The organism is Paenibacillus sp. MMS20-IR301 (assembly GCF_032302195.1).
Classification (GTDB): Bacteria; Bacillota; Bacilli; order Paenibacillales; family Paenibacillaceae; genus Paenibacillus_AQ.
Genome location: NZ_CP135275.1, coordinates 1500690 through 1521835 on the forward strand (window position 1 = coordinate 1500690; position 21146 = coordinate 1521835).

The 21146-nt window shown below is 51.7% G+C and carries 21 protein-coding genes; 13 read left to right on the plus strand and 8 right to left on the minus strand.

What is annotated here, in order from left to right; translation table 11 throughout:
- Nucleotides 1–102: 102 nt before the first annotated feature.
- The 3 genes from LOS79_RS06610 to LOS79_RS06620 all read right to left on the minus strand — a co-directional run bounded on the left by LOS79_RS06610 (nt 103) and on the right by LOS79_RS06620 (nt 5436).
- Complete coding sequence (locus tag LOS79_RS06610; protein WP_315417188.1) at nt 103–1404, minus strand: winged helix-turn-helix domain-containing protein; 1302 nt, start codon at nt 1402–1404, stop codon at nt 103–105.
- Nucleotides 1405–1557: 153 nt separating this feature from the next.
- Complete coding sequence (locus LOS79_RS06615) at nt 1558–3645, minus strand: ABC transporter ATP-binding protein (RefSeq protein WP_315417190.1); 2088 nt, start codon at nt 3643–3645, stop codon at nt 1558–1560.
- 42 nt (nt 3646–3687) lie between these two features.
- Nucleotides 3688–5436, minus strand: coding sequence for an ABC transporter ATP-binding protein (locus LOS79_RS06620; protein WP_315417191.1), 1749 nt, complete (start codon nt 5434–5436; stop codon nt 3688–3690).
- Nucleotides 5437–5920: 484 nt separating this feature from the next.
- On the opposite strand from LOS79_RS06620, the gene LOS79_RS06625 reads away from it, so the two are divergent.
- Nucleotides 5921–6238, plus strand: a complete 318-nt coding sequence (locus LOS79_RS06625; RefSeq protein ID WP_315417192.1) for a HesB/YadR/YfhF family protein — start codon at nt 5921–5923, stop codon at nt 6236–6238.
- A 157-nt stretch (nt 6239–6395) separates the two neighbouring features.
- On the opposite strand, the gene LOS79_RS06630 is transcribed toward LOS79_RS06625, so the two are convergent.
- From LOS79_RS06630 to LOS79_RS06640, 3 genes are read right to left on the minus strand one after another with little or no spacing between them, the layout of a single operon-like run.
- On the minus strand, nt 6396–6911 hold the full coding sequence (locus LOS79_RS06630) for an ADP-heptose synthase (protein ID WP_315422035.1): 516 nt from the start codon (nt 6909–6911) through the stop codon (nt 6396–6398).
- Between the two features lie 41 nt (nt 6912–6952).
- Entirely contained in the window at nt 6953–7396 is a 444-nt protein-coding gene (locus LOS79_RS06635; protein ID WP_315417194.1) for a DUF441 domain-containing protein, read from the minus strand.
- Between the two features lie 20 nt (nt 7397–7416).
- Entirely contained in the window at nt 7417–8400 is a 984-nt protein-coding gene (locus tag LOS79_RS06640) for a YpdA family putative bacillithiol disulfide reductase (RefSeq protein WP_315417196.1), read from the minus strand.
- Between the two features lie 196 nt (nt 8401–8596).
- On the opposite strand from LOS79_RS06640, the gene LOS79_RS06645 reads away from it, so the two are divergent.
- From LOS79_RS06645 to rsgA, 4 genes are all read left to right on the plus strand, one after another.
- A complete protein-coding gene (locus LOS79_RS06645; protein WP_315417198.1) occupies nt 8597–9193 on the plus strand; it encodes a DUF2087 domain-containing protein in 597 nt (198 codons plus the stop codon).
- A 120-nt stretch (nt 9194–9313) separates the two neighbouring features.
- A complete protein-coding gene (locus tag LOS79_RS06650) occupies nt 9314–9772 on the plus strand; it encodes a DUF3939 domain-containing protein (protein WP_315417199.1) in 459 nt (152 codons plus the stop codon).
- A gap of 191 nt (nt 9773–9963) precedes the next feature.
- The gene (locus LOS79_RS06655) at nt 9964–10635 is read left to right on the plus strand and encodes an HAD family hydrolase (protein WP_315417200.1); all 672 of its coding nucleotides are present in this window, start codon (nt 9964–9966) and stop codon (nt 10633–10635) included.
- Between the two features lie 376 nt (nt 10636–11011).
- The gene (gene rsgA, locus LOS79_RS06660; RefSeq protein ID WP_315417202.1) at nt 11012–12103 is read left to right on the plus strand and encodes a ribosome small subunit-dependent GTPase A; all 1092 of its coding nucleotides are present in this window, start codon (nt 11012–11014) and stop codon (nt 12101–12103) included.
- A 195-nt stretch (nt 12104–12298) separates the two neighbouring features.
- Here the strand turns inward: rsgA and LOS79_RS06665 are convergent, their stop codons facing one another.
- A complete protein-coding gene (locus LOS79_RS06665; protein ID WP_315417204.1) occupies nt 12299–12925 on the minus strand; it encodes an FMN-dependent NADH-azoreductase in 627 nt (208 codons plus the stop codon).
- Between the two features lie 296 nt (nt 12926–13221).
- Here LOS79_RS06665 and LOS79_RS06670 point away from each other — a divergent pair, with 296 nt between their 5' ends.
- Nucleotides 13222–13359, plus strand: coding sequence for a hypothetical protein (locus LOS79_RS06670; RefSeq protein WP_315417206.1), 138 nt, complete (start codon nt 13222–13224; stop codon nt 13357–13359).
- A 154-nt stretch (nt 13360–13513) separates the two neighbouring features.
- Here LOS79_RS06670 and LOS79_RS06675 read toward each other — a convergent pair whose 3' ends face one another.
- Nucleotides 13514–13753 (minus strand): hypothetical protein, encoded by a 240-nt coding sequence (locus LOS79_RS06675; RefSeq protein ID WP_039310083.1) that lies wholly within the window; start codon nt 13751–13753, stop codon nt 13514–13516.
- 179 nt (nt 13754–13932) lie between these two features.
- Here LOS79_RS06675 and LOS79_RS06680 point away from each other — a divergent pair, with 179 nt between their 5' ends.
- From LOS79_RS06680 to LOS79_RS06710, 7 genes are all read left to right on the plus strand, one after another.
- On the plus strand, nt 13933–14601 hold the full coding sequence (locus tag LOS79_RS06680) for a hypothetical protein (protein ID WP_315417210.1): 669 nt from the start codon (nt 13933–13935) through the stop codon (nt 14599–14601).
- A gap of 280 nt (nt 14602–14881) precedes the next feature.
- Nucleotides 14882–15886 carry an ABC transporter substrate-binding protein gene (locus LOS79_RS06685; RefSeq protein ID WP_315417212.1) on the plus strand — a complete coding sequence of 335 codons (1005 nt, stop codon included), beginning with the start codon at nt 14882–14884 and terminating at the stop codon, nt 15884–15886.
- Nucleotides 15887–16028: 142 nt separating this feature from the next.
- Nucleotides 16029–16808: an ABC transporter ATP-binding protein gene (locus tag LOS79_RS06690; RefSeq protein ID WP_315417213.1), complete on the plus strand. Its 780-nt coding sequence runs from the start codon at nt 16029–16031 to the stop codon at nt 16806–16808.
- Between the two features lie 80 nt (nt 16809–16888).
- Entirely contained in the window at nt 16889–17641 is a 753-nt protein-coding gene (locus LOS79_RS06695; RefSeq protein WP_397386779.1) for an ABC transporter permease, read from the plus strand.
- Between the two features lie 237 nt (nt 17642–17878).
- The gene (locus tag LOS79_RS06700) at nt 17879–18868 is read left to right on the plus strand and encodes an aromatic acid exporter family protein (RefSeq protein ID WP_315417217.1); all 990 of its coding nucleotides are present in this window, start codon (nt 17879–17881) and stop codon (nt 18866–18868) included.
- A gap of 199 nt (nt 18869–19067) precedes the next feature.
- Nucleotides 19068–20099 carry an HD-GYP domain-containing protein gene (locus LOS79_RS06705; protein WP_315417220.1) on the plus strand — a complete coding sequence of 344 codons (1032 nt, stop codon included), beginning with the start codon at nt 19068–19070 and terminating at the stop codon, nt 20097–20099.
- Nucleotides 20100–20400: 301 nt separating this feature from the next.
- Complete coding sequence (locus tag LOS79_RS06710; protein ID WP_039310097.1) at nt 20401–20958, plus strand: outer spore coat protein CotE; 558 nt, start codon at nt 20401–20403, stop codon at nt 20956–20958.
- Nucleotides 20959–21146: the final 188 nt, after the last annotated feature.

Sequence of the window (21146 nt, forward strand, 5' to 3'; positions counted from 1 at the left end):
AATTCTACTGCGGAGCGGGGGGCTTTTGTATAAGGTTTGGGGTCCCCCCGCAGAGTACCAGAGTCATCACAGAGGTTAAAGCCTCACACTTTGCGGGGCTGGTCAGGGCTGCTGCAGGTCAGGGAGGAATACCGCTTCCAGCTCCTGCAGTCCGCAGGAGGTGACGGTGCCAGCGTCAAACCGGATGCTGGCTGCTCCTGTTGTCCGGGCAAGCGAGGTAAGCGCCCGGGTAAGCGCGGACAGCATTGCAGCGGTCAGGCTCGCTTCCGGCTCCCACCACCAGCGGACAATCGTGAGAACACCGCTCTTCCGGTTCATAACCGGCTCCAGCCGGGCGATAAAGCGGCCGTCATACAGAAGCGGGAGCACATAATAGCCATACTCCCGTTCCTGCACCGGCTTGTATACCTCCCAGCGGTAATGAAAGCCGAACAGCTGGCGGATTAGCTCCCGGTCCCACAGCAGGTTATCGAGCGGGGCCAGCACGGCAGCGAAGGCTGGAGGCTCCGGGGGTGAGTTATAATCCGGGGAAGAAACCAGCTTCGCCTCATCACCACTGCCGGCGTCCTCCTGCAGCAACGCTTCAAGCACGGGAGTGTCCGCAGTCCGTACATACAGCGGCAGCTTAAGTCCTTCTACCTGAACCTCCCGCAGCAGGTCCCTCTGCAGCAGGCGCTGAACAGCGGCTGTGCGTTCCTTGCTCTTCATTCCGGAGATTCCCAGCCAGCCGTCACCCGACTTGTTCCACTGCAGCCCGATGCTGCCGATCCGCCGCAGAACATACCAGTCGTGATGCTGCTCTTCCGTCACGTTTGGATCGCTTGTGCGCAGAAGCTCCTCCGGCAGCAGATTCGCTGTAAAGTCATAATACCGCCGGGTATGGACCCTGTGATGGATCGAGAGCTCTCCCCAGAAATACATACTCTCCATCGCTGCCCGGGACAGTCTGGCCGGAGCCCAGGCCCAGTCGATCTTCTCCTTGCTCTCCAGATCAAGTGACGAGAGCGGGCCGCGGCTCATCAGCTCCTCCCGCACATGGGCTGCCATAGCGGACATCGCTTCATTGTTCTGATACCGGAGGGCCGCCGCTTCCCGCCGCCGCTGGAAATAAGGCCAGTCTTCGGTGCAGTAGATGGACATATTCTTGTCCCAGCCATCGAACAGCAGCCTGTCCTTATAGAGTAGCTCAGCAGCCATTTCCGGCAGGAAGCCCGGCAGTCTGGCCTGCAGCACAAGCTCATGATTATGTCCGGTGATATTCAGCGGGTCATACTGGATACAGCCTACATGACGGACGAATTCGTATATGCCATTCTTGCCTTCGGACAATCCGCCGGGTACCAGGCGCTGGTGGCGCAGCAGGAATGACCGGGCTTGCCGTTTGCTCAGGTTATAGCTAACCAATGTCCTCACCTCATCCATTCTTATGTATTACCATTCATTATAAGGAACAAATGTTCGGAGTACAAGCTCTCATTACGCAGCAAAGCCCATCCCCTGCCTGAAGGGATGGGCTTTGCTCATATTACTTGCCGCAGGCTTTCTGTTCCTGGCGGATTACAGCTGCTCTGTTGACGGGCGCAGCACTCCGCCTGTGAAGGAGGAAGCGGCAGCGGGTTCCACTGCACCGTTTCCGGCGCCGGCTCCAAGCTGGAGCTGATACATCCGGAAGTAACGCCCGCCCATGGCCATAAGCTCATCATGGCTGCCGCGTTCCACAATTTCCCCGCGGTGCAGGACCAGAATCTGGTCTGCGCTGCGGATGGTGGATAAGCGGTGGGCGATGATGAAGGTCGTCCGGCCCTTTTTCAGCACTTCAAGCGCCTCCTGGATGATACTCTCGGTCTCGGTATCGATGTTCGAGGTCGCTTCATCCAGAATCAGAATTGCCGGATCGAAGGATAGCGCCCGCGCGAACGAGATCAGCTGACGCTGACCGGCGGACAATGTGCTGCCCTTTTCGATGACCGGCTCGTCAAAGCCTTTAGGCAGGTGAGCCAGCAGCTTGTCGGCACCGACTTCACGCAAGGCCCGTTCTACCCGCTGCCGGGAGATGCGTTCATCGCCAAGGCTGACATTGGAGGCGATGGTTCCGGTGAAGAGATAAGGGTCCTGCAGTACAATGCCCATATGACTGCGCAGCCATTGCTTCGGCAGCCCCTTGACCTCTTGCCCGTCAATGGTAATGCTTCCGGTTTGCGGATCATAGAAACGGAAGAGCAGGTTGATGATGGAGCTTTTCCCTGAACCGGTATGGCCGACAAGCGCAACTGTTTCGCCCGGACGCGCCTCGAAGGAGATATCGCGCAGAACGTAGTCCTTTTTATAAGCGAAAGACACATCCTTGAATACGACTTCGCCCTTATAGCGGGGCATGGAGCCATCGGTTACCGGTTCCCCAGGCTCATCCATCAGCGTGAAGACGCGTCCGGCAGAGACCATCGAGCTGTCCAGGTTGGCGAGTTGATTGACCATCCCTGTGATCGGCTGGAACATCCGTCCCAGTACGTCGACGAAAGCATACAGCACGCCGAGCGAAACGAAGGTTGAACCGTCCAGACTGCCGAAGCCGAAGTACCACAATACGAGTACGAAGGAGAGGCTGCGCAGGGAGTTCACAAGGTTGTGGGAGGTGAAGGCATTCAGGTTCAGCATTTTATTCTGGTATTTCAGATAGTCATCATTCAGCTGCTCGAATTCAGCGCTGCTCTGCTTCTGGCGGCGGAAAATCCGGATGATCGACATCCCCTGAATCGATTCGTTAATAATGGCATTGATCTCGCTCAGACGCGAGCGGATGATCGTATTATACTTGGTTGCCACCTTGCGGTAGAGCACGATCCAGATGATGATAACCGGCACGATGAACAAGCTTACGAGGCCCAGCTTCACATCCAGCAGGAAGAGTGCGACATAGACACCGGTAATATTAATAATCCCTGTAGCAAAATTGGAGAGAACCGCAATGAACAGGTCTTTCACGGCCTCGGTATCATTGGTTACCCGCGAGACAACCTTACCCGCCGGCAGATTATCGAAGAAATGCACCGGCAGCCGCTGGATATGGGCATACACATCGGTCCGGAGCTTACGGATTACTTGATTTGCTGAAGATTGCAGCCAGTAGGTTTTACCGAACTCCGCAATTATGGAGATCACAAGGAACATGGCATACAGGGCTACCAGCTCATAAATACCGGGAAGCTCCGGCTTGTAGAATGAAAACAGCTGATCCGCTGACAGCTTCACGGCCGGATAGACCGTTTCCTGTTCTCCGTAACGGATATGCAGCTTCCCGTCAGTGAAGCTTCGTTCACCTTCCGGCTGCGCCACAGCTTCATTGATGAAATAGAAGCTTCTGCCGGCCTGAAGCAGGCGGACCTCCTGGCCCTTTGCTTCATCTTCGGCAAACCGGTCACCGCGTTTGTAATAGGTATTGTTATATTCAGCCGCTTCTTCATGCGAAGCCGTCTGGAAATAAGGCTTTTCAATGGCGAGCAGGTGATTGTCGATCATGCTTTTGGCAATGAACGGCCCGGCCAGCTCAGCCGCTACCCCGATCGTAAGGAGCAGAAGGGCGGCGATAAAGGTTTTTTTGGCAGTCAGTGCGTACTGCAGCAGACGTTTGCCTGTACTCTGTGTCAACGGTGACACCTCCTGAAAGTTTTGTGGAAAGGAAGCGTGAGCTTAGTCGTTCGTCAGATTGTTCTCCACCTGCTGGCGTTCAAACTGCTCGCGGTACCAGCCGCCCAGCTCCAGCAGCTCCTGATGGGTACCCCGCTCAGTAATATGGCCGCCGTCAAGCACCACAATCAGGTCGGCATGTTCAATGGCCGAGAGGCGGTGGGTGGAGATCAGTGTGGTTTTACCGCTGCGCTCTTCACGGATATTCTCGATAATCTTCGCTTCCGTACGGGCGTCTACTGCAGACAAGGCATCGTCCAGAATAAGAATGTCAGGATTTGAGATGAATGCCCGGGAGATGGAGACCCGCTGCTTCTGGCCGCCGGAGAGGGAAACCCCGCGTTCGCCGACCGTGGTGTCCAGCCCGTCGGAGAGGGTGCCCAGGTCATTCTGGAACGCAGCTGCCGTAATCGCCTGCATAATAAGTTCATCGCTGGCTCCGGCATGGCCGAACTGGATATTTTCACGAACCGATTTGGAGAAGAGAATCTGCTCCTGCGGCACATACCCCATCCAGCTGTGTAACTGATCCAGGGCAATCTGGTTAATCGGAACGCCGGAGATCAGAATTTCACCTTGTCCGGTCGGGTATTCATGGAGCAGCTGCTTCAGCAGGGTCGATTTACCGCTGCCGGTCCGGCCGACAACACCCAGCGTCTGGCCCTGGGACAGGGACAGGCTGACACCGCTCAGGTTATCGATGGCTGAGGTCGGATAGCGGAAGGTTACATTCTTCAGCTCAATCGAAGAAGGTCCGGCTACCGGAGTCGGATGCGGCATATCCGCTACATCAGGCTTCGCATTCAGTGTCTCATCAATCCGCTCCAGCGAGGCGCCGCCGCGCTGCATAATATTGATCAGCTCACCGATCGCGAACATCGGCCAGACAATCATACCGAGGTACATATTGAAGGAGACAAGATCTCCAAGTGTAATTTGATTGCGGAAGACCAGATAGATCCCGTAAGTCAGGGCAATAATGTAGCTCAGCCCCACACAGAAGCGGATCGTCGGCTCGAAAAATGCATCCACCCGGGCAACAGCCATGTTTTTGCGGTACACATCATCGGTAATGTCAGAGAAACGTTTCTCATCCAGCCGTTCCTGCACATAAGCACGGATAACGCGTATGCCGGATACTGATTCAAGCACCTGGTCGTTCATGTCGCCGAAGGCATCCTGTGCCAGGCTGTAGCGGTCATGAATGGCTTTGCCGTAATAGATCATGGCGATTGCGATCAGCGGCAGCGGAATTACTGCAGCCAGGGTCAGCTTCCAGCTGACCAGGAAGCCCATTGCGAACAGTACGACGGTCAGATAGACTGTAGAATCGACAAGGGTAAGCATACCAAAACCTACAGTTGCCGAGACCGCGCGGATATCATTGGTGGCACGGGCCATCAGATCACCTGTACGGTTGCGCTCGAAGAAGGCAGGCGTCATAGTCATTAGATGGTTCATGAAGCGTGAGCGGAGCAGGCGTTCTACCAGGTTGGAGCCCCCGAACAGCTTGTGCATCCATATGTAGGTGATCCAGTAAATAGTCAGCAGCATAAATACGATCAAGCCGATATATTTCATTAAGGAGCCTGCGGTAATGGCACCGCTGACAATATCGTCAATAGCGTTGCCCAGGAGACGTGGAGGCAGAAGTTCAAGTATACCTACCACAATTAACAGTACAAGGCCTATCGCATAGCGCCTTTTTTCCCGGCGGAAGAACCAGCCGAGATCGCGGAGAACGGAGAACAAGGGAAATCCCTTCCTTTCATGTTGTGAATGTTGTTTGCCGGCAAAGTGGAGTGTACTCTCTCAGCATGCAAAAAAGCGTACCATCCGAAAACGGATGATACGCCTGTATTTACGACGTTCATGTCTACGGTGCTAATCGCAGCACAGAGACATGGAAGAGATGTACTTGCCTGAATTCATACGGTACGCGTAACACGTAAGAAGGTTCAGGAAGGCTCCACTACTCGGGCTGCTTCGGTATTATATTGTTTATTGTTGCCGGCACCGGCTGGATCAATAGTAAACACCGCGCTCACCCTTTCATTAATTTGGTAATAACTTGCAGATGCTTCGTTATGTTCCGAGTTTATCATCCCGCTTCGAGAATTGTCAAATGTAATTTTGAACAAATACCGAATAAGCGGTATGATGAAATAGGCTTCTGCCATCTGGAGCCTGTATTTTAATCAGACTTTCTTGAGAGTTGCGGGAGGAGTGGAGAGAGATGAGCATTGAAATAAGCCCGGAGGCTGCCGCATGGTTCAAACGGGAGCTGAGTCTGGCGGACGGGGCCTATGTCCGTTTGTTTCCCCGGTACAGCTCAGGGGGCGGGCTGCATCCCGGCTTCTCGCTGGGAATCGCTACCGAGCCGCCGGGGCGCCCGGCTGTGCAAACTGAGCAGGGCAGCCTGATTTTTTATATGGAGGAGCAGGATTTGTGGTATTTGGACGGGTACAGCCTGTCGGTTGTATATGTGGAGGCTGAGGACGATATTGAATACAACTATGTACCCACTCCGGCAGGCGCAGGCTTGAAGGAGTAGCTGCAACCGGCTTAACCGTTAATACGCAGAAGAGGGCTAAATGCCCGCGTATCACATCTGTTAGAAATCAGCCGCTGCAGTACACACAGAGGGGGTGTCCCGGCCATAATATGGCCTGCGGGACACCCCCTCTGTGTTAAAATTCGTACGGCGGAGCCTAATGCGAGCTGCGGAAGGTCTCTTCCTCCATCGCAAATTCGAAATCATCGATATCGAATACCTGGACCGGGACGCTGCCCTCGATAATGCGCTGGATCAGCTCGAACTGGTCCGTCAGCACCGGCACCTTTTCCCGCTGGGAGGTGAGGAGCAGCTCCGTCTCAATCGGATCAAACGATTCGCCGTAAGAGGCGTTATCGATACTGTTGATAATCGTCAGCTGCGCTTGACCGCCGAGCAGAATAGCCGGGCTTTTGGCCCAGGGCACATTGAGGGCACGGTTGATCTTCTTGGAATTGAGCGGCTCCTCGAAATAACTGATCAGCTCGCGGATCCGGAGCTTGACCTGCCGGTCATCATCGGGATGGCTCATCACCGGCTCATCACTGTCGCGCAGCTCATATAATTCCATAATCGTGGTATAAGGCACAATATATTCTACAGGGCTTCGCGGAACAAGCAGCTGGCCGTATATAGCAATCATGACGGCTTCCGTCACAAATTTCTTTGGCATCATTATCCTCCTGAAAGTTCATTTCGCTGCGGATGCCTTAGTTAGAGGCGTCCAATCAGCAGCGACAGAATACCGGCTGCGATCAGCGGCCCAACCGGAACCCCTTTGAAAAAAGCAACGCCAATTACAGTTCCGATCAGCAGACCGGCAACAATAGAAGGCTGGCTGCCCATAAGGACTGCTCCGCGTCCCCCAAGGTAAGCAACCAGAATTCCGATACCGACCGCCGCCAGCGATTTCCAGCCCAGGAACGTCTGCCAGAGGGTCTGCGGCGGGATTTTACCGCTGGCCAGCGGGGTCATCACTCCGATGGTCAGAATGATGATGCCGATGGTCAGACCGTACTTCTCCAGCCATGGAAAAGCCTGCTGCAGGCCCAGTACGCGCAGCAGCAGCAGACAGATTATGGCGATGGTCAGCGGCGAATTCTTGCTGATAATCCCCAGCGCCGCCAGGGCCAGCAGCAATAAAGAGGTTACATCCATAGCTTAACTGAGCTCCTTCTCTACGAAAGCCGTTTACTAATAATATGATCGGCAATCAGTTTCCCATGCCCGCGTCCGCTTTCGATGAATACCTCATTGGCATTCCGGCCGGAGGCAATCACGCCTGCGACATAAATACCCGGGATGTTGCTCTCCATCGTTGCAGGATTGAAGGCGGGTTTGTCGAGGGTATCGTCCATGAGCACACCTGCCGAAGAGAGCAAAGCCCTGCTCGGGCGGAAGCCGGTCATGGCCAGCACGAAATCATTATCCAGCTCAGCGGTTTCCCCGCTGCTCGAAGTAATGATGACAGAAGCAGGGGTAATCTCCGTGACGCGCGATTCCAGATGGAGGGCGATGCTGCCTTTCTGCACCATACTCTCAAAAATCGGCCGGACCCAAGGCTTGATATTATCCGAAATACTGCTGCCGCGGTAAATCATATCCACCTTGGCCCCTACACGGATTAGCTCAAGGGCCGCATCAACAGCCGAGTTGCTGCCCCCGATCACGGCAACCTTCATACCGGAATAGGGATGGGCTTCGCCGAAATAATGGGTTACCTTGGGTAATTCCTCACCGGGGATCCCAATCAGATTAGGCTGGTCGAAGTAGCCGGTAGAAATCACCACATTCGCCGCGCTGCGCGAAAGTTCTTCTCCGCGTTTATTGCGTGTATGTACAACAAAGCTGCCGTCACTCTGCGGAAGCACGGATAGTGCTTCTTCATAAGCGGCGATGTCCAGATTATGCTGTGCGGCAGCCCGGCGGTAATAGACTAGAGCCTCATGGCGGTAAGGCTTGTCATTCGGGGAGGTGAAGGGCACATCCCCGATTTCAAGCAGCGGAGCCGTACTGAAAAACTGCATGTTCGTCGGATATAAATAAATCGAGTGAACAATAAAGTTCTTCTCAATAATCAGGCTGGACAGGCCTTGGCGCTGGCATTCAATGGCTGCGGACAGTCCGCAGGGACCTGCGCCGATAATGATGACGTCTTTCATGATAGCTGAATCCTCCCTGGAAAGTGTTCTTTGAGTAAATGGTACATTATATTTTAGAATTTTGCCATTATCCGCAGATTCTGCTGTGATTGTCTTGCTCATTTTCGTATACGGGTATATAATTAGATATATATCTAAATTATTTTTGCCAAGCGGCTTTTGCGGGCATTTATGAACATTACAGGAGTGTGGTCCGGTGCAGTTAGAAAAAATCGTTGCTTATCATAAAGCTTTGTCCGACCCGACCCGGCTGCGGATCCTGCTGCTTCTCTCCAAAGGCGAAGTGCATGGCCAGGCTCTGGCCGAGAAGCTGAATCTGTCACAGCCGACCGTGACCCATCATGCAGCGAAGCTGCGGGAAGCTGCACTGATTATGGAGCGCAGAGACAAGAATACGGTGTATTTCAAGCTTAATCCCGAGTTTATCCAGGCCGGCTCAGAGGCATCGCTGAAATTTATTTTTGCCAAGGGGGTGGAGGAAATGGAAGTCGAATCGCCGGAGAGCAGCCTCAAGGCATCGGTTCTGCGTAATTTTTTTGCAAAGGACGGACGCCTGCGGCAGATTCCCTCACAATATAAGAAAAAGCTGATTGCCTTGCAGTATATTGTGGAGAAGCTGGAGCCGGGTGTTGTCTATTCCGAGAAAGAGATGAATGAATTCATCAAGCAGTTTCATGAGGATTATGCCACAATCCGCCGCGAGTTCATCATGCATCAGTTCATGTACCGCGAGAATGATAAATACGAGTTGAATCCGCAGGAAATCTGGACCCGCTGGGAAAATGTCAAATAATCATCTTAAGAATTGGGACATTCTGTGACAAGTGAGAATACGCTGATTAAATGTCAACTTAATGAATAAAATGGAATTGTAAGCGTTAACTGACATAAGCTTCGAAAGGAGACTTTCAGTATGATATTCAAACGCGCCAAAAAAAACATGCCGCCAGTTCATCTTACCGTAACTTTGCCGCAGATCAAGCAGGCCGTCCGGCAGTTTGAAGCAGATATGCCTGCTCCAATTAACCGTACAGCTCTCATCCTGGAAGATAAAAGTATTGATTTAAGCAGGCTGAAAAGATATTTGGGCGGTATTCCGCAGCAAAAATTCTATATGTCCCGTGAAACCTTTGAAATCTTCGAGGAAGATGACAAGCTGGTGCCTTATTATCTCGATATGGTCCAGTCTGCTGTAGATAATTATATCAGCGATACGGGCAAGCTGCCGCTCCTTGAGGACGCCTGGCTTCCGGAGGTTCATTACCGGCTGCTGGCTACCGAACGTTATCTGAAGGAAACTCCGCCCTTCCCGCTATACATTACGGAAGAGGAAATGATGCTTACTCACCGTGCCGAGTATTTCGAATCTTAAAAGTATACCAATGCTTCCCATGAAGGCTATTCTGCCTGGAGAACGACGTTCTTCGGGTCAGGATGGTCTTTTCTTTATAGATTGTATATGTTACGGGTCTTTAGAGGGGGATTTCATTGTTCCCTGACGCATAGTACAATGAATATCTGATGAATATTTACTGAAAATGATTGGAAAAGGGGAACTTCAGGATGAAGGCAGTACAGGGTTTGCTGTTCGATCTGGACAATACGCTGATGGACCGGGATGCGACCTTCCGCAGCTTCAGCAGGCAATTTGTGCAGGACTTGCTGGGACATCTGGATGAGAATGAAGCAGCACTGATTGTAGACGATATAATTGTGAGAGATGCTGACGGGTACCGGGACAAGGACGGATTTTTTGCCGAGCTGAGTGAGGTGCTGCCCTGGCAGAAGCCGTTCCCGGCAGCGGAGATCCGCTCTTATTATGACCTGACCTATGCCAGCCACGGTGCTGTCATGAAGCATGCGCTTGAGATACTTGAGTACTGCCGGGACCGGGGCTATCTGCTGGGACTGGTGACAAACGGCGGGAAGGACATCCAGAACGGAAAAATCGATCTGCTGGGCTTGCGCGGCTACTTCGATACGATAGTTATTTCTGGTGAGGTTGGCATCAGCAAGCCGGACCCGGATATTTATAAGCTTGCGCTTAAGCGCCTTGGCACTACCGCTGAAGCGACCTTGTTCATTGGCGATCATCCGGTGAATGATATCTGGGGGGCTGCAGCAGCAGGTATGGATACGATCTGGCTGAAGCGAAATCATGCCCTGGACGAATCATTGAATGTCCAGCCGGCAGCAACTATAAGCGAATTGGACGAGCTTAAGAACATCATTTAGGAGGCTGGAAAATCCGGCTGTTGACAAATAGCTCCAAGTAGGGATATCATAACAGCATCTTAAGTATCGGAAGGAGACGATGTGATATGACAGTTTATACAAAGGGTACAGAATGGGTTGCAACTGTTGTGGATACGTGTCTTCCGGGAACAGCGGCTGTGGAGCAGATGCACACGGCTTAGCAGGTAAGCTCTAATCATGTCTGTTAGAGCCGCCGGGAACCGTATCGGTTCCGGCGGCTTTTTTGCGTGTGCAGACCCGGTTACATCCGGCAAAAGGATGTATTCAGGCCTGCAGTGTCCGCCGCCGGAACCTCTGGGTTCCGGCGTTTTTTTGTCTAAGGCACATAATACTTAACACCTTCAGGAGGAATTGAATGATTATTGAACAGTATGGCTGGAACGAAGCATGGAAGAGCAAGTGGCAAGAGAAGCTGGCGGAGCTGGAGAATAAAACGCTTGAGCCGGGGAGGGTTGTCGGTGATTTCGGCAGTAAATACCGGGTAATTGCGGGCACCGGGGAAATCTGGGCAGAGCTGTCCGGCAGACTGAGGCATTCATTGACCGAATCGGGCAGCTATCCTGCTGTCGGCGACTGGGTGATGCTGGCCATGCAGGATGGCGGGGAGCATGCCGTCATTCATGGAGTCCTGCCCCGCCGCAGCGTGATTTCGCGCAAGGTGGCTGGATCCACCCAGGAGGAACAGATTGTCGCCTCCAATGTAGATACCTTGTTCCTCGTAAGTGCGCTTAACGATGACTTCAATGTACGGCGGATGGAGCGGTATCTGATTATGGCCTGGAACAGCGGGGCTAATCCCGTCATCCTGCTGACCAAGGCAGACCTCTGCAGTGATGCGGAACACAAAATGGCTGAGATGGAGCGGGCGGCACCGGGCGTGCCTGTACATGCTGTCAGTGCACTGCTGGGCGACGGGCGGGAGGACCTGCTGCCATACATCGGGGCTGGTCAGACGGTTGCCTTGACCGGCTCGTCGGGCTGCGGCAAATCTACTATGGTCAATTGGCTCAGCGGCCGCAATCTGCAGCTGACTCAGGATGTCCGTGAAGGCGACAGCCGCGGGCGGCATACGACGACACACCGCGAGCTGTTCGTTCTGCCGGACGGAGGGATCATCGTCGATACACCTGGGATGCGTGAGCTGCAGCTCTGGGAGGATGACGGCGGTCTGGACCTGGCTTTCGGTGATATCAGCGGATTTGCGGGGGAATGCCGCTTCAGCGACTGCTCTCATACCCGTGAGGAGGGCTGTGCAGTGCTGGCCGCCGTGGAGAACGGACTGCTGGAGGAGAAACGGCTGCTGAATTACCGCAAGACGCAGAAGGAGCTGAAGTATCAGAACAGCAAGGAAACAAAGCAGAAGCGCAAGACCCTTGCTGCGGCTGCCAAGAGCACAGCGCCGCGCGCCAAGGGCAACAGCTGGCAGCGGGTGCTGGACGAATATTAAGCCTGCAAGTACGTAAAAAACCCTGACCGCTGTTGAAAGCGGTCAGGGTTTTTTATTGGTAAATGGTCCGGCAAATGAACCCGGAGGGTGCATTGCCGGAGCTATATATAAATAAAAGTCCGGATAACAGTAAAGCGGATGCCTGATTAAAGTGCGGATATCTAAAGCGGGAACCGGACTTTTAATGCTGGCGGATTAGAACGATGCAGCTGCTGTTTTAGCCAGTTGCAGGCCATTTGCAATAATCTCAGCAGATTGCTGCGGGTTCTGGTTGTGACCTTCAATAATAACCTGTGTAGTTTCTTTGAAGCCCCAGAAGTTCAGGTTGCCCATAATGAAGTTAACAGCCATTTCTGCGCTTGCTGCAGGACCTTCGGAATACACGCCGCCTCTGGCGTTCAGTACAGCTGCTTTTTTACCGTTCAGCAGGCCTACCGGACCTTCAGCAGTGTACTTGAAGGTAGTACCGGCTTGGTTCAGGTAGTCGATATAAGTGTGCAGCACGGCCGGAACAGTCATGTTCCAGAGCGGGAAGGCAAATACTACTTTGTCAGCAGCAAGGAACTGGTCCAGATACTTCTTCACAAGTGCTGCCCCAGCTGCTTCTTCCGGAGTAGCTTCGAAGCCTTGGTTAGCCTTGTATACACCGGTAATCAGTGTGTTATCGTAGTATGGAAGCTGTTCAGCGAACAGGTCCAGTTCAGTGATTTCATCTTGCGGATGGGTTTCTTTGTAGCTGGAAAGGAATTCGTTATACAGCTGAACACTTACAGCTTGCTCTGCAGGACGGTTGTTTGCTTTGACGAACAGTACATTTGACATTATGATTTCTCCTTAAATATCTATTTAATATTAACTTTCATTAATATAGCATTTAATTTTTTGTTTGTAAATATCCGTCGAATAAAATTTTTATTTTTCCGACAGTAACATGCTTTCCTTCGCACAAATACCATATCTCTGTTTAATTGCTGACTATATACCGGCAGTTGATCAAGATGTAGTATGACGAAATCCGCAGACATTTATTGCATATTATAGGCAGTGTTTAGAAATCCGGAGCCCGGTTATATAGGATTTACAAGGGGGTTAACCCCGATTGCAAAGGAGCGATTGACATGTCCATTGACCGTTTTATCATTAAGAAACTGGACAGCTGTCACGAAGAACATACCCGGCGCAACCTGGTGAAGCTGTTCAAACTGCGGATTCAGAAGGCAGAGAATGAAGAAAACCGGAATCTCCGGATTGGCTGACATGTACGGTAAATCACCCTTTAAGACCGATTCAACCCATAGGCATCTATATAAGAGCGAAGGGGCACAATCCTGTATGCAGGCTTGTGCTTTTTTTTGTCATCTTTAGAGCAGAGCTGTTATCCCCGGTTTGCTGCAAAAAAATATCCCTCTATTAATAGAGGGACAGGGCCAATGAATCATTTTCACTATAACTGTGCAATATAGCTTCTGAGCCTTTAATTTCGATACTGATCAGTGAATTCAAACATTTCTGCAGGGCATTTTTTCCCTTTTGAATTTTGAGCTCCAAGGTGCTGTTAAGCAGTCGAAGTACTTTTTGGGTAGGCTGTTTGTTTTCTGTAGTAAAGTACACGGGTACAAGTTTGTTCTGAAATGTGATGAGCATTCTCATTTGAAATCACCTCGGTAAAAGTATTTCATGTTATAGATCATACCCTTCATTTCTTAATTTTACCTTAAAATTAGCTTATGATAACATAAAGATTACAAGTTTTATAGTTTTGTTGAATCGTGAACCTGTTATGTGATAAGGTATTTCAGATTTAGGCAAACCGGGAAGGGAATTTAAATGTGAATAATCAAGATGAAATCTGTTTGGCGCAATTCCTGTTCCCTGATGAAGCAGAACGGGCAGCTGCTGCAGGCTTATTGCAGACTGCCCCTGCTGCAGAGCGGATCTGCAGGATCAAATACGCGGAAGGTGAACAGTTTCAGGATGTGTGCCTGCAGGTATTCTGTGACCGGACCGTAGTAACCGGGATGGATAAAGAGGATGGCTACAGCTATGTGCTGGAGGAGCCTGGACAGATCAAGCGGGCTTTCCGTTATCTGTTTAATTGTTCCGAGTACGCCGAAGGCAGGAGTCTGGCTGTACCTGCGCTGGTCCTCTCCGGATATACAGTCCAGAAGCTGCTGGATGAGTCGGGTACCTGCAGTCTGATTATACTGGCTGAACTTCTGGGTGCAGAAACCGGTGATCCGCTGAGCGCCGCAAAGCTGGCGGCAACACTGCACAGCCGCGTGATAACAGGGGTGGTGTGGTTATGTACCCGGAGCGTAAGCAGCTGGTGCCTGCAGCAGGCGGCTTTTGTTGAAGGCTCTGCCGGCGGGTGGCTGCTTAGAGGCGGCTGTGAAAGGGCGCAGGATTTCATTACTGCCTGTCCGTTCACAAGAGCGGAAATGTGCCAGGCATTATATGATTGGATCGTGCTGCCGGGGGCTTCCCGCCATCCAGAATAGAACCGGACGGAGTAATCAGCCGATCCGGCTGCAGTGCTTTCGTTTCTTAAGGCGGAGCCAAAGCTCCGCCGGCCAGTCCCCTGTATTTCCCCGCTTAATCTACTCTAAGATGTTCTGCAGAACCCATTCAGAAGATATTTTTTTTGGTTTCCTTCATTTAATAGAGATTTTTATGTAAGCGTTTCATTATCGCTGCGTAGAACCGGCTTTAACCTTTCCTTAGGCATCCGCATATGCATAGAGCAAGGGCAATAGACCCTGGAGGAAAGGAGCAAACAGGATGAAGATGAAGAAAAAACTGTCATTGTCACTTTTGATAATGATTTTATGCTTTGCGGCTCTCGCCGGCTGCGGCGGTGATTCGGCTGTAAAGGTGAAGATTGGTGAGGTCACCCGTTCTGTATTCTACGCACCGGAGTATGTGGCGCTGTCCCAGAATTTCTTCAAGGATGAAGGGCTGGATGTGGAGCTGCAGACGATACCGGGCGGAGATAAAACGATGACTGCACTGCTCTCCGGTGCCATTGATGTAGCCCTGGTCGGCTCGGAAACATCCATTTATGTGTATCAGCAAGGGGCAGATGACCCCGTAATCAATTTCGCCCAGCTTACCCAGCGTGATGGAACCTTTTTGTTCGCGCGTAATCCGGACAGTGATTTTACATGGGATAAATTGAAGGGCTCAACCTTCCTCGGCCAAAGACAGGGTGGCATGCCGCAAATGGCCGGTGCCTTCACAATGCTGAACAAAGGGATCGACACCTCGAAGGATCTCACGCTGATCCAGAATATTGACTTCGCTAACATTGCCGGTGCGTTTGCTTCCGGTACCGGGGATTACGTGCAGCTGTTTGAGCCGCAGGCGTCGATCTTTGAAAGTGAAGGCCGCGGTAAGGTAGTTGCCTCCTTCGGTGTGGAGAGCGGATATCTGCCGTACACTGTTTTTATGTCCAAGGGCAGCTTTATCAGCAAAAACAAAGATACGGTGCAGAAATTCACCAATGCCATCCAGCGGGCTCAAATTTGGGTGAAGGATCACAGCCCGGAGGAAATCGCCGATGCGGTAATGCCTTATTTTGATAAAACGGACCGGAATATAGTAATCTCGGCAATCAGCCGCTATAAGGAAACAGACTCCTATGCGCTAAACCCTGTCATTGATGACAAAGAATGGAACAATTTGCTCGATGTAATCGACAATGCCGGTGAACTGAAGGAACGAGTTGCTCCCGGCAAGATCGTAGACAACAGCTTCGCGGAGCAAGCGGCAAGCAATATCAAGTAGAAGCTTATGCTTACGAAGTGAGTTTGTTCGGAGCAGAATCAGACGAAGTAATGCTCACAAACTTAAGCTTATGCTTTCGAAGTGAGTTTTGCCGGAGACAATCAGGTTGCATATGCTATACAAAACTTTTAGGAGGGCAAAGATGCTTCCAGTCGTAGAGTTAAAAGAAGTCACGCACGCCTACCTGGGAGACCGCGAGGCTTCACTGGCTATCGAGAACATGAATCTGAGCGTCGGAAAAGGTGAGTTTGTCAGCCTCGTCGGGCCCAGCGGCTGCGGCAAGACTACGCTTTTGTCCATTATAGCAGGGCTGCTTCAGCCCTCGCGAGGTGAAGTGCTGCTCAGCGGACGCCCCAGTACCGGGCCTTCACCGGAGGTCGGCTATATGCTGCAGCAGGATTACTTGTTTCCCTGGCGGACGATCCAGGACAATGCCCTGCTCGGGCTTGAGCTGACCGGCCGGCTGGATGAGCCGTCACGGTCCAAAACACTGCAGCTGCTCGCGGACATGGGGCTGGCGGGCAAAGAGCTTGCCTATCCGGCACAGCTGTCCGGCGGGATGCGCCAGCGTGTCGCGCTGGTCCGGACGCTGGCAACCGACCCCGGTCTGCTGCTGCTGGATGAACCCTTCTCTGCACTGGATTATCAGATCAAGCTGCAGCTGGAGGATCTGGTCTCGGAAACGCTGATGCGCCGGGGAACCACGGCAATTCTGGTCACGCATGATCTGTCCGAGGCGATAGCTGTCAGTAACCGGGTTATTCTGCTGCAGCGTAATCCGGGACGTATCCGTAAAATATTCGATGTACCTGAAGCTATCCGCAGTACACCGCCGCTGTATGCGCGGGATCTGCCCGGCTTCGCGGAGCTGTTTCATGAGGTGTGGAAGGAAATGGAGCTGGCAGGGAGGGATGGTATGTGAGTACAGGATACCGTACTGAAGAAGCAGCCTCCCGGACAACGTGGCTGGAACAGAGGCATGCGGATTACCGGAAGAACAAGCTGCGCCGGAAAAGTCAGGTGCTGGCCGTCCGGAGCAGCCTGCTGATCCTGTTTTTTGTCCTCTGGGAGGCTGGCGCCCGGCTGGGCTGGTTCGATGAACTGCTGTTCAGCTATCCAACCAAGGTATTCGGGCAAATCTGGGGGGATATGATCAGCGGAAGCCTGTGGCCGCATCTGGGAACGACTGTGGGAGAGACTATTGTAGGCTTCATTCTCGGTACGCTGCTCGGAACACTGCTGGCGATAGTGATCTGGTGGTCGCCGTTTCTGTCTGCGGTCCTTGATCCTTATATGGTCGTATTCAACAGCATGCCGAAAGTTGCACTGGGTCCGATCTTTATCGTTATGTTCGGAGCCGGATTCACGGCGATAGTAGTGACTACGTTATCGATTACAGTAATCATAACTACATTAGTGGTGTACAACAGCTTCTGCAGTGTGGATCATAATCTGGTTAAGGTCGTCCGTTCGTTCGGGGCAACCAAAGTGCAGGAGTTCAGCAAGGTGATTCTGCCTGCTTCGTTTCCCACAGTAATCTCGACGCTCAAGGTGAATGTCGGCATGTCGTGGGTCGGGGTTATTGTCGGTGAGTTTCTGGTGGCGAAGTCCGGGCTCGGCTACCTGATTATTTACGGCTTCCAGGTGTTCAACTTTACCCTTGTAATGTCCAGCCTGCTTATTATTGCCGTGGTGGCTACAGCGATGTACCAGCTGGTTGTCTATGTGGAGAAGCTGTTATTGTCGAGGCGGTAAGAACAATGTAATATTGTGTCTCTCCGCAAAATCTTGTACCATGACAATATCTTTACCTGTAGCGAAGAAATTCAAGGATGTATTGCTGACAAAACTTGAGTGTATGCTTCCGGAGCGAGTTTTGCGAAGAAACTCAAAGACGCATTGCTGACAAAACTTGAGTGTATGCTTCCGAAGCGAGTTTTGAGAAGGGACTCAAGGATGATTTGCTGACAAAACTTGTAGGAGAGGTATTAAATGGGATTTCGTATCATCAAAACGGCGGCTGCAACCCTGCTGTCCATTCTGCTGGCCGCCGCCGCAGGCATTCCTAATGCGCAAAGCGCGGGTCTGCTCGCTATTCTCGGGGTGGAAACAACCCGCAAACGGAGTCTGCGCACCATCACGGCAAGATTTTTTGCCTCAATGGTAGGACTCGTTTTGGGTTGTATCCTCTTTTTCACCCTTGGTTTTCATTACTGGGTTCTGGGATTATATGTATTATTCGGGTTTCCTCTGATCGTAAAATCCGGCTTCAAAGAGGGGATTGTCACCAGCTCCGTTATTGTGTTCCGGGTTTTTGGACAAGCTGAGATTACGGTTCATATCCTGCTGCAGCAGATTGAACTGCTGATTATCGGCCTCGGTTCGGCCGGTCTGGTCAACTTCATCTATATGCCGCAGACCGGGGGCATCATCGCCGGTATCCGCAAGGAGGTGGACGGTTATTTCTCCGTTATCTTCAAGCAGATTGCAAGGACACTGCGTGATCCGGCTTATGTGTGGGACGGGAAGGAACTGATAGGTGCTGGGGAAGCGGTGCATAAGGGGCTTACCGCAGCTTCCCGGGAGATGGAGAATCATGTGATTCATCCGGATGAGGCCTGGAATGTGTATTTCTATATGCGCAAGGAACAGCTGGAGTCGATCCAGAATATGATGCAGCTGCTCTCCCAGGTGTACCGCCATTTGCCGCACGGGGAGATGGTCGCGGAGCTGTTCGATCAGCTGAGCGGCGATGTGCTGGCTGAAGAATACACCGGACGTACAGAACATCTGCTTGATGACCTGCAGCAGGAATTCCAGGAGATGGAGCTGCCGGATTCCCGCGAGGAATTCGAGATCCGTTCAGCCATACTGCAGCTCTGCCGTGAGCTTGCGCTCTACCTCAAGATCGCCAAAAGGTATAAAGGTCCGGTGGAATTCAAACGCCTGAAGGACAAGCAGCCTGCCAAGGACAATATGTAAATCGTGAAAGAAATGGGCAAAAGTATTAACATTGCGGTGTGAAATAACGATAAGAAATATAAGCACAAAAGGTGAGTGTTTGTATAAAGCTGTTCATTTTAATCCCGGAGAGTACAACCGCTGAAGAGTAAGTAGCTTGATGAGGCCGCGAAGCTTCCAATTACAGCAGGGGTTCACTCGTGAACAGCTGCACTGGCAGGTGAGGAATTTGAACAACAGTAATGATCAATATATCGGAAAACAGCTTGCAGCCAACCTTTTTAATCAGAGTGGTGTGTTCGTTCTGCCGGCCTTAACCCTGTTAAGCGGGGAGCATATCCGGCTGATCGGCCAGCACAGGATTATTCTGGAACCGCATGATGTGCTTCAGGTGGATAATGCCATGTTCTATCAGCTTGCTGTAGATGATTGTACGGCAGCGATGGAAAGTATCTTTGAAGAGATGCGTCACACCAAGAGCAAACGGCTTCCGATGTTAGAGCTCAGAAATGAAGTTATTCCTTTTATCCAGCAGGTAAGTGAGAAGAATGATTTTTACGGTATACTGGCTGCACTGCAGTCAAAGGATGATTATACATACAGGCATAATGTTGCAGTCGGAATTATCTCCACGCTGCTCGGGAAGTGGCTGAAGCTGAAGCCCGAGGAGCTGAGCATGCTGACGACTGCCGCCACGCTTCACGATATCGGCAAGGTGATGATTCCGGCAGACATCCTGACTAAAGCCGGTCCGCTGAGCGAGGAAGAATATGCGCAGATGAAGAAGCATACTACCCTGGGCTATGAAATGATCCGTGATACCGTAGGCACAAGCCACATGCAGGCGCTGGTTGCGCTGCAGCATCATGAGCGGATGGACGGCAGCGGCTATCCCTTTGGAGTACTGGGGCACCGGATTACCGATTTCAGTAAAATTGTAGCGGTAGCGGATGTGTTTCATGCCATGACCTCAGACCGCTTTTACCGCTCGGCTGCACCGCTGTATGAGGTGCTCAGGCAGATGGATGACAATGTCTACGGCAAGCTGGACCCTTATATCTGCAGTGTGTTCATTAACAAGCTGATGCAGTCGATGATCGGCAATGAGGTTCTGCTGTCAGACGGGCGTTCCGGCAGAATCGTAATGATCCTTGTCCATGATCCGCTGCGGCCGCTGGTGAACATCGGGGAGGATTTCATTGACCTGAGCCGCCACCGGCAGCTTGGGATAGTACGAGTGATTCCGCAGTAAGTGCGGCTGGCCTGGAGGAAGAGAAACAAAGCGATAAATGACATATGCTCACTTGAAAAAGCAGCGAATCTCTGCAGAAGAGGTTCGCTGCTTTATATTTTTAAGAATTGAACTCTTCAATTTTTGGCTTTTTTCGGGCGGGAGGACTCATAACTGGGCAAACCCGGCAATAAAATGAAGCAGAGGGCAAAATAAACGGCTCCCGTAGGCTTACCCAAATTTATTTCTACTCTAACAATCAACAAATGCCCAGAACGTGCATACACTTGATAGTGAATGATTGTATGGAGGAGGTTCAAAGATGTCATTAAGCCATAAACGTCAAACAAGGGAGATCATTACGAAGGCAATTTGCGGCAAAGGTCGTAAGTTCTCTACAGCAACCCATACCGTGACTCCGCCACATCATCCGACTAGTATTCTGGGGGCTTGGATTATCAACCACCAGTACGAAGCGGTTGCCGCCGGTAACGGAATCGAAGTAATCGGTACTTACGATGTAAACATCTGGTACTCGTACGACAAAAACAAACAGACCGAGGTTGCCAAGGAAACGGTCTCCTACGTGGAGCTTATTCCACTGTCGTATCTGGACCCGAGACACCGTGCCTCCACAGCACAGGTCTCTGCGGAGGCAACGCAGGAGCCTAATTGTGTGGAAGCCGGAGTATCACCGGGCGGCGGCAGTGTAACGCTGCGGGTAGAACGGGAGTTCGAGGCGGAACTGGTGGCTGAGACCAAGGTCCGCGTGTATGTCAGCGATCAGAGTGATGATCTGGAAGACAAGGATTATGACTTTGACGGTGAAAGCTTTGATTACGATGATCTGGACCCTGACGCCCTGGATGATGAGCTGTAAGAAGGAATACGCCGCTGCCTTCTGTTGCTGAGTGGGTTATGATCCATTATATGTAGTGAGGGCAGCGGCGTAGAGGGCGAATGCCCTCTTTTTTTTAAATTATAAGAAAATATTTGTTCTACATAATACCTTAACACCCTGCTCTTAAAATTCTCGCTATGCCCGGTACTGTCCCATGGAGAGCGGCG

Excerpts from the sequence above, each read along its gene's own strand:
- LOS79_RS06625 (WP_315417192.1), top strand. The coding sequence starts at position 5,921 with ATGAGCATTGAAATAAGCCCGGAGGCTGCCGCATGGTTCAAACGGGAG.
- LOS79_RS06630 (WP_315422035.1), bottom strand. The coding sequence starts at position 6,911 with ATGCCAAAGAAATTTGTGACGGAAGCCGTCATGATTGCTATATACGGC.
- LOS79_RS06635 (WP_315417194.1), bottom strand. The coding sequence starts at position 7,396 with ATGGATGTAACCTCTTTATTGCTGCTGGCCCTGGCGGCGCTGGGGATT.
- LOS79_RS06640 (WP_315417196.1), bottom strand. The coding sequence starts at position 8,400 with ATGAAAGACGTCATCATTATCGGCGCAGGTCCCTGCGGACTGTCCGCA.
- LOS79_RS06650 (WP_315417199.1), top strand. The coding sequence starts at position 9,314 with ATGATATTCAAACGCGCCAAAAAAAACATGCCGCCAGTTCATCTTACC.
- LOS79_RS06655 (WP_315417200.1), top strand. The coding sequence starts at position 9,964 with ATGAAGGCAGTACAGGGTTTGCTGTTCGATCTGGACAATACGCTGATG.
- rsgA (WP_315417202.1), top strand. The coding sequence starts at position 11,012 with ATGATTATTGAACAGTATGGCTGGAACGAAGCATGGAAGAGCAAGTGG.
- LOS79_RS06665 (WP_315417204.1), bottom strand. The coding sequence starts at position 12,925 with ATGTCAAATGTACTGTTCGTCAAAGCAAACAACCGTCCTGCAGAGCAA.
- LOS79_RS06670 (WP_315417206.1), top strand. The coding sequence starts at position 13,222 with ATGTCCATTGACCGTTTTATCATTAAGAAACTGGACAGCTGTCACGAA.
- LOS79_RS06675 (WP_039310083.1), bottom strand. The coding sequence starts at position 13,753 with ATGAGAATGCTCATCACATTTCAGAACAAACTTGTACCCGTGTACTTT.
- LOS79_RS06685 (WP_315417212.1), top strand. The coding sequence starts at position 14,882 with ATGAAGATGAAGAAAAAACTGTCATTGTCACTTTTGATAATGATTTTA.
- LOS79_RS06690 (WP_315417213.1), top strand. The coding sequence starts at position 16,029 with ATGCTTCCAGTCGTAGAGTTAAAAGAAGTCACGCACGCCTACCTGGGA.
- LOS79_RS06700 (WP_315417217.1), top strand. The coding sequence starts at position 17,879 with ATGGGATTTCGTATCATCAAAACGGCGGCTGCAACCCTGCTGTCCATT.
- LOS79_RS06710 (WP_039310097.1), top strand. The coding sequence starts at position 20,401 with ATGTCATTAAGCCATAAACGTCAAACAAGGGAGATCATTACGAAGGCA.